The sequence below is a fragment of the Bacillus sp. EB01 genome (assembly GCF_000613125.1).
Lineage (GTDB): Bacteria > Bacillota > Bacilli > Bacillales > Cytobacillaceae > Bacillus_D.
This window is the reverse complement of sequence record NZ_HG964497.1, coordinates 3250545-3264342: the sequence shown is the minus strand read 5'-3', so window position 1 is coordinate 3264342 and position 13798 is coordinate 3250545. Positions and strand designations below refer to the sequence as shown.

The following is a 13798-nucleotide window of genomic DNA, read 5'->3' as shown; positions in this document are numbered from 1 at the left end:
AATCCAAGAGAGCCAGTCTCACAGATTAATCAGAGTTCAGGAGAGGCGGAATAATCCAAGAGAGCCAGTCTCACAGATTAATCAGAGTTCAGGAGAGGCGGAATAATCCAAGAGAGCCAGTCTCACAGATTAATCAGAGTTCGGGAGTGGCGGATTAATCTGAGAGAGCCGGTTTCACAGATTAATCAGAGTTTGGGAGTAGCGGAATAATCCAAGAGAGCCGGTCTAATACAATAATCAGTGTCTAGGAGAGGCGAAATTTTCCTTAGTTGAATGTCCCAAATTTAATAGTTGCTAAAACTAATGATGTTAGTTAAAATAAAACTAATGATATTAGTTTTAGGGGGCGTGGAAATGAGAATAATTCATGAGGGCGAGTTGTATCAATTAACGACAATGCCAAGAGTTTTTCCAGTCAATTGTTACCTTGTAGAAGAAAAAAACGGGCTGACACTGGTTGATGCCGCAATGCCATTTTCCGCAAAGGGAATAATAAAAGCTGCAGAAACCATCGGTAAGCCGATCACAAGCATCGTTCTTACTCATGCCCATGAAGATCATGTTGGGGCGCTGGATAGTATCAAAGCTGCGTTTCCCGATGCATTGGTCCATGTATCCGAGAGAGACTCAAGGATCATGGAAGGGGACCGATCACTTGATGTGCATGAAGAGCAAACCCCAATCAAAGGCGGTATTCCCAAAAGTCTCAAGACTAGGGCGGATGTACGTTTGAAAGAAGGAGACAGGATTGGTTCGCTGCTTGCTGTAGAGTCACCGGGACACACACCAGGCTCAATGTCATTTTTGGACACCCGCAGCAATGCATTAATTGCTGGCGATGCATTTCAAACAAGAGCCGGCCTGGCGGTAGCTGGCGACAAAAGATTGCTATTTCCATTCCCAGCCTTTGGAACCTGGAGCAAGGCAACGGCTTTAAAAAGCGCAAAAAAGTTAGCCGAACTAAAACCGTCAATCCTTGCCACCGGCCATGGAGAAATGATAAAAAACCCCGTGGAGCGGATGGAAGAAGTTATTCGGAGATTCGAAAATAGTATGTAGGAGAGATCGTATGTCACCCAGACCGAAACAAGCGCTGGAGCTAAAAACCATTCTAGAAACAGCCGCAAAAATTGCAGATGAATCAGGGCTGACTGAAGTCACCCTTGCCAACCTCGCCAAAGAACTGAATATCCGCCCTCCATCTTTATACAATCATTTTGATGGGTTATCAGGGCTGCATGAAAATATAGCATTGTACGGGATCAAGCAGCTATATAACTCCCTTGTAAATGAAGCTGTAGGCCTTGCCGGGGAAGAAGCGGTAATGAATTTAGCAAAAGCGTATGTTGATTTTGTCCGAAGGCATCCAGGTTTATATGAGGCAACAATTTCAACACCAAACGTAATGAACGAAGAATTTCACGAGGTTGGGAACAACATAGTTGACCTTACTAAACGTGTCCTTAAAGCATATGGCATGGAGGGGGAAAGTGCAATTCATGCTGTCCGGGGGCTCCGCAGTATCCTTCATGGATTTTCCTCGCTCGAACAAAAAGGCGGCTTTGGACTTGACTTGGACACAGACCTTAGCCTAAACGTCATCATCAAAACCTATCTAAAAGGCATCGATAAGATGAACGCAAACTAGGAAAAAAATTGCGTGCTCGGGAGTTTAGTGAAACACCAATAGACCTATCAACCTTTCTTATAAGAGTGACATATAAAAAGAAACTGTGTTAAGGTTAAATTGTCTAAAAATTGCAATATAATTTGCAGGCAATATTTATTTGGGAGGTAGATAGCATGATTAACAAAAAATACGAAGGTACCAAAAATTCAAAGGGGAATACGCCTAAATAAATTTTCATAAAGCGTTCCCCACTTTTGAAAGGGGAAAAACATGAATCAAACATTATTAATCATTGATGCCCAACAAGAATTAATTGATGGGAACCAAGAAGAAAGTAAAGTCTTTAATAAACAACAACTGATTATGAATATCAATATCGCAATTGAAAAAGCGGCAAAAGCTAAAGTTCCAATTGTCTTTGTTAGAGATTTGGATGTAGCTGAAGGTAAGGGAAAAGGCTTTGAAGTTCACGAAGAAATTAATGTCCCGAAGGATGCTAAGATTTTTGATAAAGCTGCAACTAATTCCTTTCATGGGACTGGACTTCTGAATTTTTTAAAAACCCAAGAAATCGAGCATGTTGTTATTATGGGCTGTAAAACCCAGCACTGTATAGATAGTGCAGTCAGAACAGCAACGATCAGTGGATTTGATGTCACATTAGTCGGTGATGGACATTCAACCACGGACAATGATAGTTTAACCGCGGAACAGATTATAAACCATCATAATGAAACTCTTCATGGACATTACAATGTTGACCATTTTTCAATTGTCAGGAAGGCAGAGGAAGACCTGTTTCTTCCGACCCATAATTCGTATAAGTAATTTTTAAATACTGCCCAGAATGTTATACCACGGACAATCCAATCTACTGACACAATGGCAAATCAGGGAAGGTTCTCGTTGCCAGACAAAGAGTTTCGGACTTACACATAATTATTCTATTCCGTGCTGCCTGAATTTTATTTCAGGCAGCCTTTTTGAGATTATCCGAATTGCCCCGCTCTCAAACCATTTACCTACTATTAGCAAAACCAACATAGAAATTTTACCAAAAATTAATATCCCGAATGTAGTTCTTCGCTATGGTAAAGGTAACAAATAGAGAGTAGGGGGAATTTAGTTGAACAAGAAAAGTAAGTATAGCCTGTTTAGTAAAGCATTTATGGCGGGGAGTATCCTGCTTCTAGGCACCCCAGCCAACGTACATACTGTCAGTGCGGAAACTGCCATTCCAAATTCATTTGACGTCAAGAAAATTGCCGGATATAGCATGGGCTTGAGCAATGAAGATGGCGGAGTCGCAGAAATCGTTAAATACAACGCGGACAATAAGAAGTTTTACGTAATTAACGGGTATGGGCAAACAATCGATATCGTAAGTCTCAAAAACCTGAAAAAGTCCTCAAAAGAACAACAGCAACTTCAAAAGGAAAAATCGATTCAAATTGCAGAAGCAGTAAATTCGGATACCTTTACATACGGAGACGTAACCAGCATTGAAATTGATAGAAAAAGGGATGTCATTGTTGCAGCGGTTCAAGAAGCTGATTATACAAAAAACGGCAAAATCGTCGTAATGAATTACGATGGCAAAATCCTCAAAACATACGACGCAGGTGTACAGCCTGATATGGTAAAACTAACAGAAGACGGAAAGTATATTTTATCCGCTGATGAAGGGGAGCCTAGGGCCGGTTTTGATGGCGAGGACCCTCAAGGTTCAGTAACAATTATCGAAGCGAAATCAGGAAAAACCACTCGTGTGCTATTTAATGACCAGAACGCAATTGCTGACGATGTTCATATTCGCAACCACGGAACCAAAGCGGATGCTGTTAAAGACTTTGAACCTGAATATATTGCGGTTTCAGCTGATGGGAAAAAGGCATTTGTTACCCTGCAGGAGAATAATGCAATTGCAACAATTGATATTAAAAATGGAAAGATTCTTTCTGTAAAATCTCTTGGCTATAAAGATCATTCTTTACCTGGAAACGAACTGGATGCAGCGAGAAATGGAAAAATTGAACTCGAACGCCTTCCGATTCTGGGGGCATATATGCCGGACTCTGTTGCCTATGTGAAAATTAAGGGTGATGAATATCTTGTCACTGCAAATGAAGGGGATGCCACTGAGTGGCCTGAAGAGGATCCTGCATTTATAAACGTAGCTGATTTTAAAGATATAAAGAATACCATTAGACTAAATCCGGACCGAATTAAAGGTATGACAGCTGAAGAAGCACAAGCAGCCTTTGATAAAATGAAAAATTCTGATGCGTATAAGAAACTCGAAGTACTAACCGATCGCGGCAACGATGCAATTTACACATTAGGAGGACGTTCCTTCTCAATTTGGAAGGCCGATACAATGGAGCTTGTCTACGACAGCGGCAGCGACTTCGAAACCATTACTGCTCAACGGCTGCCAGATGTGTTCAACTGGTCAAATGATGATGACGAATTCGAAAAACGCAGCGCGAAAAAAGGACCTGAGCCAGAAGATGTGAAAATCGGCATAGTCGGCGGCGAAGTTTTTGCCTTTGTCGGACTCGAGAGAATTGGCGGCGTGATGACCTATAACATTACAAATCCCGAAAATGCCCAATTTGCCAACTACTTTAACAGCAGAGACTTCTCACAGGCAATTGCAGGTGATGTTTCGCCAGAAGGCATTGAGTTTATTGATGCGAAAGACAGTCCAACAAAACGCCCGCTTATTTTAGTAGGCAATGAGGTAAGCGGGACCGTTTCTGTAAATGAACTTTATGTCCAGCCTGGGAAGGAAAAAAGCACACCGGCAAAATTTAATTAAATCGAAAGAAAATCTAAATAGAATAGTGAACTGACCATATTCAATGAACTGATTCTTTAGAAACGGCATAAACCTGGAATAGTATAATGTTTCTAAAATATGGTAACAGGCTTCGATAATAGCGATTAAAATTTGAATTTGAAATGCATTTCCAAGTTGCAAGGGTACAATGGCTGTTGTACCCCTGCAATTTAACCCACAATTTAATAGATAAATCTTCGGCTCTTTTCGCAAAAAATGTTACTTTTGAATAATAAAAGAAAATCATAGAGTTATGATTACATACAAAATAGATTAAGAGAGAAATTTTTGTTATTTTGCAAGGGGGCGTAGGAATGATTGAATGGGTTCAACAAGCAAATGGGATTTGGCAATACATTACCTTATTTTTAATATCAATATTGCCATTATTGGATGTTTTTTATATTATTCCAGTTGGTATTGTGTTGGAGATGTCACCTGTAGCTGTTGGAATAATTGCTTTCTTAGGAAATTTTATTATGGTATTAGTCTTTGCACTGTTCTTTAAACAAATTTCCGAATGGAGAAACAAACGGAGAGAAAAAAAGGGTAAATTAAAGGCTTCAAAAAGAGAAACCAGAGCAAGACATATTTGGGAGAAGTATGGTCTTCCGGTATTTGCATTGCTTTCACCCTCGTTACTAGGAACAGATATAGCTGCATTAACCGCTCTATTGCTAGGGTCATCTAAAGTTAAAGTAATTACTTGGATGGGAGCCAGTTTAGTCATTTGGTCGATTCTAATGACAGTTGGCTCTGTATATGGACTTAAATACATTAATTGGATATAAAAATTTAGACACCAAAATAAAACTAGCTTAGTTCCTCACGGAGCTGGGCTATTTTTATTGAAAACAAAGGAATTGTTGACTTCCAAACCCTCCCATTTCGCACTCCAAAACAACTAGTTTGGTCACCACACCAAGGTCCCGGTTCAAGATGGGAATCTATGCCTTTTTATTCATTTCTCACTATTTCAATGGATATGGTTAGACTTTAGCAAGCTAGTTTCCTATTTTGATAGTAGTTGCAAGATTCGACAAATGCTTGCAAAAATCTTGCTTTGGAGGGAGAAGAATATGGTAAATAAGAGAAGGAATGAGATAAAAAAAAGACCGGTACTAGGGATTGTATCCAAAGGGGTTATTGCGTCTGCCATCTTTGCCAGTTCTTTGGCTTCAACTGGTGTTCCATTTAGCAGTCCACCTGTTGCAGAAGCGGCGGCTCCAGCCTATACAGTTAATGCGTCGAGCTTAAACGTCAGGTCAGGCCCAGGTACCGAATATGCCAGGATTGGCGGATTGCCGAGGGGCAGCAGCATTAACGTCATTGAGAAAGTAAGCAACGGCTGGTACAAAATTAAGTATAATGGCAAAACTGGCTATGTTGCAGGGCAATATGTAGCAGTCAACGGCCCTTCAGTGAAAAGTACATATCGGGTCACAGCTACAGCTTTAAACGTAAGGACTGGGCCGAGCACAAAATACGCGAGAATCGGCCTTCTAAAGAACGGAGCCACGGTGAATGTAGTCAAGAAGGAAAGTAATGGCTGGTTCAAAATTAACTACAATGGCAAAACTGGCTATATTTCAGGGCAGTATGTAGCAGTCAACGGCACTTCAGTGAAAAGTACATATCGGGTCACAGCTACAGCTTTAAACGTTAGGACTGGGCCGAGCACAAAATACGCGAGAATCGGCCTGCTAAAGAATGGCGCGACAGTGAATGTAGTCAAGAAGGAAAGCAATGGCTGGTACCGGATTACATATAACGGAAGGACCGCCTATGTTGCCGGCCAGTACGTTGCAGCCGGAACAGCCACTATCCTCAATGTTCCATTGATCGCCCAGCGCCCTGTGCTTCCGGCCGGCTGTGAAGTAACAGCCCTGGCGATGGCGCTCAATTATCATGGCGTAAACGTAAGCAAAACAACCCTCGCAGATAAAATGCCGTATGATAAAACGCCTCTTACAAGGAACTCAAACGGCTCGATCAAGACGTGGGGGGATCCGGATGTTGGATATGTCGGCACACCATATGGCAACGGGCATACGATTAACCCGGGTCCACTGAAGAAACTCCTCGATCAGTACCGTCCGGGAGGAGTGAACCTTCACGGCAAGGATTTTTCTCAGGTTGAAGCGCACGTCAAAAACGGGGCACCGGTGCTTGTCTGGTTTACAATTAACCATGAAATGCCGAATAAGCGCACATGGAAGACTCCTACCGGAAAAACAATATCAGCCCCAACTCCGCTTCACTGCATCGTTGTTACAGGTGTAGATGGAAAGTATGTATACTTTAACGACAGTGAAGCTGTAAAAAAGAATATAAAAATGGAAAAATCGAAGTTTATAAGCATTTACAATGCAATGGGAAAACGAGCATTGGCTGTAAAATAACATTAAGCTGCAGCAGCTCCTTTTAAAAGGGGATGTCTTTGCTCATACAAAAAGGAGATTGGGTCTAATTCTCTCTGCCAGGAAGGTAGTTTAGTTGGCTATTAATACTATACTTTCTTAATAAGTGGGGAAGTAATTTTTATTAGGGATGAAGATTGGAATTCAAAGATGTTAACTTCCCACCTAAATCAATATGGGTAAATATGGATAGTTAAGTAAGCAGGAGTTGCTGGATTAAATTCTTGGATGCGGGAATCTTTTTCTTAAAAAGACTGCTGGCAAACTCATTTTCTTTTGAGTTTGTCAACAGTCTGAAGAGTTCTTTTGCTTAAACAAAGTTAAGCCTTTGACACCATTTCGTAATCCTGCACTGTTACATTTCGTTGAGCAAAAACTCTTTTAACAACGGCAAGAGCGTTCAAAACACGAGGGAAGCCTGCATATGGAAGCATGTGCATAACAGCTCCAACAATTTGTTTTGAAGTCAATCCAATATTAAGTCCATTGTTGATATGCAATTCCAATTGCGGTTCTGTACCTAGAGTTGTAAGACCAGAAAGTGTGACAAGGGTACGTTCTTTATCCGATAACCCTTCACGTGAATAAATATCCCCAAAGCCAAATGAAACAACAAGTTCTTCTAAATCTGGTGCAAGATCTCTATATGCGTCTCGTATTTGTTGTACTGATGAGATTTCATCATTTCCTTCTAAAGAATACTTTTTGATAATATCCAAACCTCTTTGGTATCGATTTGTTTCCATGTTTGTTTTCCTCCTAAAAAGTCATTTAGGAATAACTATAACGCAGCTTTTACTATTCGTAAAATACATATAACTCATGAAATGTATTCCTATTTTTCATAATTTGATAGGCAATTGTGCTGAAATGTACTGAATAAATTCTCGAACTGCTGGTGAAGCATGTTTCCTCTTTTTTGATATCATTCCTAAATTCCAGGGAAGGCTTGGATTATCGATGGAAATGACCTTGATTAAATCTTGATCCATTTTTTTAGCAATCGGTTGTGGACAAATTGATATCCCAATGTTTTCGCCAATCATTTCACTAATAAAACCCCACTCAGAAATTTCATAAGCAGTGTTCGGACGAAAACCAGCTCGTAGGCATTCTTGGATAATGAGGTCATGAATCAGTTCTTGCTTAAATAGAATAAAGTTTTCGTTTTCCAACTCTATCAATTCAACTTTTTCCCTTTCTGCAAATGGATGGGTATGATGGACGAACACCGCAAGTTCTTCATAAACAAAGGGAATAACATCAAACTCCTTTTCATCCACCGGTTGCATAACCACACCAAAATCCAATAATCCGTCTTTGACTTGTTGTTTAACTTTATTTGAATCATCTTCGGAGATCGTAATTTTTATATCCGGATACAGATTATTGAACCCTTTAATGATTTTTGGAAAAAATAAAAACCCAATGATCGGCGGTATGCCGATTTTTATTTTTCCTTTTTTTAAGTTCAATAAATCATATAGGTTGAGGGATAAATCATTTAACGATTCCATAATCATTTCCCCTTCAGCCAAAACGATTTCACCAGCTTCGGTTAAATCAATTTTCTTTGCGGAACGGTCAATCAATTCTACATTTAATCCTTCTTCCAAGCTCTTGACTGCTTTACTCAGTGTAGGTTGTGACAGGTGGAGAGACTCGGAAGCTTTTGTAAAACTTTTGTATTTCGCTACTTCTATAAAATAAGTGAGGTGACGTATATCCATGAATGTACTCTCCAATCTATGAAAAAAATACATACTTTAAATTCTTATTATTCATTTTACTCATTTTGAGAATGGTAGTATACTCTAAATGTGAACAAATTGTGAACTAAAAATAAAAGGAAGGAGTGAAATCAAAATACAAAGTTTTAGAAACAGTGATTACGTAGTAGCGGGTGAAAGGATTATTTTTTTATTATATATCATTAATTCGAGACAAATTAATTAAAAATTTATTAATTAATAATATATAAAAATAAATTTAGGATGCTGGTGTATTCATTATATCTTGGATTCAAAAATTAGTGTTTCAGTGAGATATATATTGTTTAGTATGGATTGCTAAACGAGAAGGTTCTAAGGAAGTATGAATTATCCAGGATAAAAGTTGCCTACTTAATATACTTAACAACTAGAGAATAAGGGGTAGGATCAAAATGGATATATTAGGAATAGTCGGGATATTGTTAGGTATCCTAACAATCATTCTCTTTATTATTAAAAAGTTCAATATCATCATAGCTGCACCAATCGCGACGATTGTCGTGCTGCTGTTTAACGATGTACCTATACTAGAAACCGTATTTGGCAAAGAAAATTCTTATATGACGGCGCTTGCCGGATTCGTTGCTTCCAATTTCGCAATCTTCTTATTAGGTTCTGTACTCGCGAAATACATGGATAAAAGCGGGGCAACGGTTTCAATAGCAAACAAAGTACTGTCGGTAGTAGGAACCAAGAACCCGTACAACGCATTAGTTGCACTATTTATTATTTCAGCCATTCTTACTTACGGTGGTATTAATGTATTCGTCATCATATTCGCATTAATTCCGATGGCTAAACCGATCTTCAGACAACTTAATATTTCGTGGAAATTAGTTACCATTCCTGTGTTTGGTGGTACTTCAACGTTCACGATGACGATGTTGCCAGGGGCACCTTCATTACACAATGTTGTGCCATCAACGGCTTTGGGAACGACATTAACTGCTGCTCCGTTAATCGGGATTGTCACTTCCATCGCAGCAATTGTCTTCATACTAGTATTTATGAAATTCTCATTGTCCAAAAGCTTGCGTAAAAACGAGACGTTTAATGTGAATGAAAAGGTTGAAAGTAGTGATGCGACTTCAAAACTTGAACTCCCATCATTCATAATCAGTTTACTGCCTATCATCGTGTTATTAGCCATAATCCTGCTATTTAGTTCTGTAAGTAACATCATTATTGTAGCTTTAATAGTTGCTATTCTTTTGAGTGCTTTGTTATTCCGTAAACAAATTGCACAGCAAAAAGAGGTATTGAATCAAGGTGCTAACGAATCGTTAATATCAACAATCACAACTGGCAGTACAATTGCATTTGGTAGCATTGCAACAGGTGTTCCTGCGTTTAAGGGTGTATTTCAATTGATTCAATCCATTCCTGGACCTCCCGTACTCTCATTAATGGTTGGTACAGGTCTGATTGGCGGTATTACTGCATCAGCTGTTGGAGCAATTGGCATTTCAGTTGCGAATTTTGCCCCAATTTATTTGGAAATGGGACTAAATCCTGAAACGGTTCACCGCGCAATCGCAATTGGATCTGGAGCTCTATCAATTGTTCCTTACTCTGGATTCTTAATTATATTTAACAATTTAACAGGATTAACGATGAAGGATACCTTCAAAAATGGTTTTATCAGTATAAGTGTTACCCACTGGCTCGCAATGGCCGTAATCGTTGTTATGGCTCTATTAGATTTAGCTTAACATTCATTAAATAATAAAAAATAACAAAGTATACGTTTAGTAAAAGGATGTCGGGTTGCTTAAAACTAGGATGTTGGCTTGGAAGCAGCCACCATTTAAAGAGTGCGTAATAGCTCACTGGTTTGACCGACTCGCACCAAAATTATATATAGGAGGAATTCATTGTGAGTAAAAAAATTGGATTTATAGGTCTAGGAACAATGGGTTTCCCAATGGCTGTCAATTTAAAGAAAGCTGGTTTTGAAGTAATCGGCTATGATGCCTTTAAAGGTGTTTATGAAAAGGCAGCAGCTGCTGGAATCACAATGGTAGATACCCAAAAAGAAGTGGCGGAACAAGCTGACGAAGCAATTATCTCAATGGTTCGTGACTATGCTCAAAATGTTGACGTTATTTTTGGTGAGGATGGTTTATTAAGTGCACAACCTAAAAATAAAACCATTATTGTTATGAGTACACTTGACCCTGAAACAATGAATGGATTAGGCAAAAAAGTTGAAGAAGAAAGTGATTTGAGATTAATTAGCGCTGCGGTAAGTGGTGGTGCTTCAGGTGCTCAAGCTGGAACATTGTCAATCATGACATCTGGTTCAGAAGAAATCGTGAAATCATTCCAACCATACTTTGATGCGATTGGATCAAATGTATTCTACTATGGCGCGGAGCCAGGCAACAGCCAAGTAGCAAAATTGGTTAATAACATGATTCTAGGTGTTAACATGAACGCGGTGGCTGAAGGACTTAAATTAGGAAAACACTATTACTTACCTGAAGAAGAGATATTAAACCTGTTGAAAGTAAGTACTGGTGATAGCTGGGTAGTTAGAAACTGGAGCGATGTTTCTGAGTGGACAGCAGAAACTGCTCTATCCGTTCTACTTAAAGACCTAATCGCAACTTACAACCAAGGGATTAAACATAATGTATCTATGCCATTTAATGCCCTATCATCTACACAATTGTTTAACTCTATGGGAAAAGAGAAACCAAAAGCTTAAATTATACAATATAGTGCAATATATCCAATAGTGCAATATATCCAAACTATCTAATGAAAAGTGTTCTGTGTTGAACAGAATGCTTTTCTTTTTTGTTATAGCTGCCTGATTATTTTAGCGGCGTTGAACGTGTGTGGAAGGAAGCACTAGAAGAATGAAAAGATAAATAACTTAATAAGAAAGCCCAAATGATTTGCCTGCCTTCGGGACATCATAAGAATCGCTTTAGCGATTTTGTTTTGATACGATAATAATCAATTCTATTGAAATTCCGATTGTGTACCAAATGGAAATCAACTAAATGGTTACTGGAAAAGGAGCATTCAGTGTATGAGACAAACACCTAACTCTGTCTCTCCCAAATTCCCATCCATTATAAAACAGGCATTAACTGTTAATAGGAGGCCTTTTCCGTGGGTAAAGGCGTTTTCTGCAGGATTGGCAGCATTTTTGCCAGTCTTTATTGGATTATTATTTGGGAGTCTGGAATATGGACTGATATCTGGTATGGGGGGCTTTGCTTATCTTTATGTATTCAATATCCCCTATGCTCAAAGAGCTAAAAAGATATTTTTTGTCGTCCTTGGGATGACTTTGGCCTCTGCTTTAGGGACTCTTGCTGCCCCTTACCCACTTGCGGTAGCTATTTTGATGGGGATTATTGGAGCTGCAGCTATTTTTATTTTTGGAGCTTTAAAAATTAAGGGGCCATCAGCGATCTTTTTTGTTTTAGTTTTTGCTATGACAACTGGTATGCCTGTTCAACCAGAACTTGTCTGGCTTCGTGCGGGTCTTGTATTTGTAGGAGGGGCACTATCGTGGGTGATTGCCATGATTGGGTGGTTTTTTAATCCCCATGGCCCGGAAACAGGTGTTGTAAAAAATGTATATTTAGAATTGGCTAAGTTTCTTGATTCAGTGGGTACAGAGAAATTTAATGAGGCAAGACACAGAGTCATGTCAGGCTTGAGGGAAGCAGATGGAACACTGGCAGCAGGTTATATACCTTGGAGAAACACGGACAGATTTAATCGATTAGTCATCATAAACGATCATGCAAACACGATATTTTTGTATGTAGTTGAAAATTTTTCAAAGATTAACGTAAAATTGCCGCCAGTACTAGGGGAAAGTATCCGGGAAATTGCAAATTCGCTTGATCAGAAAAATAGGAAGGAAAGTGTTTCTGAAAAAATCCTTCTGCCGGAAGAAATGGATGAATCAGTTCTAAAGTTATTCAAAATAATTACCGATGCGGATGCCATCATGAATGAACCAACTTCAAAGATTAATCAAGTGATTCACATTTCCAAACCATCACTCAAGACTATTTTTTTGGGGGCTTTTGATAAAAACTCCATTGTGTTTATTACTTCTGTACGATTCGGTATTTTTACCATTATTGCTGCTATTATAGCGTATCAGTTTGACTTCATACGGCCCTTTTGGGTACCGTTATCGTGTGTAGCAGTTATGTCAGGCTTTACGATTGTCGCTACCTATCATCGTGCGATTCAAAGAGCAATTGGTACAATTCTCGGTATATTGATAGCAAGTGTAATTCTTATGGCTCAACCTAATGGATTCATCATCGCTGTCTTTATTCTGCTTTTGACCTTTATTACAGAGCTGTTTATTGTAAAAAATTATGGTCTTGCTGCGTTGTTCTTTACACCGAGTGCTTTGCTTATGGCCGAAAGTACGAGTCATGGAAGCTTTACCTTTACTTATTTTGCATCCGCCAGAATAATTGATATTTTAATCGGCAGTGTCATTGGCCTGATAGGAGTATTCTTCGTAGGAAGACGGTCGGCCTCTAGTCGAATACCGCATTTAACAACTAAAACAATCCGAAGTCAGGCGCAATTTTTATTGGTTCTTTTCTCTGACAAAGGGAATGGTTTTAATGCGAGAACAAGCAGAGAAAGAATGAAAATGCGAACAAATTTAAATAATTTAAAAACACTATATGATACAGCTGCAGGTGAGATCCCAGTCGATAAAAAAGCACTTGAATATTACTGGCCAGTCATATTTTCTATAGAGAATTTAGGATATTTGCTGGAAAATTGCTCTAAAATTGAAAATCGACCTATTTTATCAGATGCAGCCCTTTCGCAATTGCTTTATGTTTGTGAAACGATGGCTAATGCGGCCGATCGACAACAGTCACCCTCAATAAAAAACGTCCCTGAAATTGAAGAGTTCCCAAGTATACAGAATGAGATTATACACTTGCAAAAATCTCTTCAAATAGATAAAAGAGTTTCTTAAAAAATTGGGTAGTGACACGCACTTGCGGCGATGCGGTTATAGGTTCCGGAATGGGATGGGGCGCCGTTGAAGAGAAATCAACTAAAAGGCTCCTTATGTACAATATTCCTTTAAACTGAAAGCTCGGAGTTTGTAAATCTCCGAGCTGTT

Annotated in this window: 11 protein-coding genes and 1 other annotated feature; of the genes, 9 read left to right on the top strand and 2 right to left on the bottom strand. The window is 39.1% G+C overall.

What is annotated here, in order from left to right; all coding sequences use genetic code 11:
* The first annotated feature begins 354 nt into the window (after positions 1 to 354).
* The 6 genes from TY16_RS14910 to TY16_RS25780 all read left to right on the top strand — a co-directional run bounded on the left by TY16_RS14910 (position 355) and on the right by TY16_RS25780 (position 6874).
* Complete coding sequence (locus TY16_RS14910; RefSeq protein ID WP_043932655.1) at positions 355 to 1059, top strand: MBL fold metallo-hydrolase; 705 nt, start codon at positions 355 to 357, stop codon at positions 1057 to 1059.
* A gap of 10 nt (positions 1060 to 1069) precedes the next feature.
* Positions 1070 to 1648 (top strand): TetR/AcrR family transcriptional regulator, encoded by a 579-nt coding sequence (locus tag TY16_RS14905; protein WP_043932654.1) that lies wholly within the window; start codon positions 1070 to 1072, stop codon positions 1646 to 1648.
* Positions 1649 to 1900: 252 nt separating this feature from the next.
* Positions 1901 to 2458, top strand: a complete 558-nt coding sequence (locus tag TY16_RS14900) for an isochorismatase family protein (RefSeq protein WP_043932653.1) — start codon at positions 1901 to 1903, stop codon at positions 2456 to 2458.
* A gap of 298 nt (positions 2459 to 2756) precedes the next feature.
* Entirely contained in the window at positions 2757 to 4451 is a 1695-nt protein-coding gene (locus TY16_RS14895; protein ID WP_043932652.1) for a choice-of-anchor I family protein, read from the top strand.
* Between the two features lie 335 nt (positions 4452 to 4786).
* Entirely contained in the window at positions 4787 to 5263 is a 477-nt protein-coding gene (locus TY16_RS14890) for a small multi-drug export protein (RefSeq protein ID WP_043932651.1), read from the top strand.
* 288 nt (positions 5264 to 5551) lie between these two features.
* The gene (locus tag TY16_RS25780; RefSeq protein ID WP_231505630.1) at positions 5552 to 6874 is read left to right on the top strand and encodes an SH3 domain-containing protein; all 1323 of its coding nucleotides are present in this window, start codon (positions 5552 to 5554) and stop codon (positions 6872 to 6874) included.
* A gap of 338 nt (positions 6875 to 7212) precedes the next feature.
* On the opposite strand, the gene TY16_RS14875 is transcribed toward TY16_RS25780, so the two are convergent.
* A complete protein-coding gene (locus TY16_RS14875; protein WP_043932650.1) occupies positions 7213 to 7638 on the bottom strand; it encodes a carboxymuconolactone decarboxylase family protein in 426 nt (141 codons plus the stop codon).
* 96 nt (positions 7639 to 7734) lie between these two features.
* Positions 7735 to 8622: a LysR family transcriptional regulator gene (locus tag TY16_RS14870; RefSeq protein WP_043932649.1), complete on the bottom strand. Its 888-nt coding sequence runs from the start codon at positions 8620 to 8622 to the stop codon at positions 7735 to 7737.
* 434 nt (positions 8623 to 9056) lie between these two features.
* Here TY16_RS14870 and TY16_RS14865 point away from each other — a divergent pair, with 434 nt between their 5' ends.
* The 3 genes from TY16_RS14865 to TY16_RS14855 all read left to right on the top strand — a co-directional run bounded on the left by TY16_RS14865 (position 9057) and on the right by TY16_RS14855 (position 13648).
* A complete protein-coding gene (locus TY16_RS14865; RefSeq protein WP_043932648.1) occupies positions 9057 to 10376 on the top strand; it encodes a GntP family permease in 1320 nt (439 codons plus the stop codon).
* 39 nt (positions 10377 to 10415) lie between these two features.
* Positions 10416 to 10534: a sequence feature (23S ribosomal RNA rRNA prediction is too short), on the top strand.
* Positions 10535 to 10540: 6 nt separating this feature from the next.
* A complete protein-coding gene (locus TY16_RS14860; RefSeq protein ID WP_043932647.1) occupies positions 10541 to 11374 on the top strand; it encodes an NAD(P)-dependent oxidoreductase in 834 nt (277 codons plus the stop codon).
* 330 nt (positions 11375 to 11704) lie between these two features.
* On the top strand, positions 11705 to 13648 hold the full coding sequence (locus tag TY16_RS14855) for an FUSC family protein (RefSeq protein ID WP_043932646.1): 1944 nt from the start codon (positions 11705 to 11707) through the stop codon (positions 13646 to 13648).
* The last annotated feature ends 150 nt before the right edge of the window (positions 13649 to 13798 follow it).

Excerpts from the sequence above, each read along its gene's own strand:
- TY16_RS14870 (WP_043932649.1), bottom strand. The coding sequence starts at position 8,622 with ATGGATATACGTCACCTCACTTATTTTATAGAAGTAGCGAAATACAAA.
- TY16_RS25780 (WP_231505630.1), top strand. The coding sequence starts at position 5,552 with ATGGTAAATAAGAGAAGGAATGAGATAAAAAAAAGACCGGTACTAGGG.
- TY16_RS14900 (WP_043932653.1), top strand. The coding sequence starts at position 1,901 with ATGAATCAAACATTATTAATCATTGATGCCCAACAAGAATTAATTGAT.
- TY16_RS14855 (WP_043932646.1), top strand. The coding sequence starts at position 11,705 with ATGAGACAAACACCTAACTCTGTCTCTCCCAAATTCCCATCCATTATA.
- TY16_RS14875 (WP_043932650.1), bottom strand. The coding sequence starts at position 7,638 with ATGGAAACAAATCGATACCAAAGAGGTTTGGATATTATCAAAAAGTAT.
- TY16_RS14890 (WP_043932651.1), top strand. The coding sequence starts at position 4,787 with ATGATTGAATGGGTTCAACAAGCAAATGGGATTTGGCAATACATTACC.
- TY16_RS14865 (WP_043932648.1), top strand. The coding sequence starts at position 9,057 with ATGGATATATTAGGAATAGTCGGGATATTGTTAGGTATCCTAACAATC.
- TY16_RS14905 (WP_043932654.1), top strand. The coding sequence starts at position 1,070 with ATGTCACCCAGACCGAAACAAGCGCTGGAGCTAAAAACCATTCTAGAA.
- TY16_RS14910 (WP_043932655.1), top strand. The coding sequence starts at position 355 with ATGAGAATAATTCATGAGGGCGAGTTGTATCAATTAACGACAATGCCA.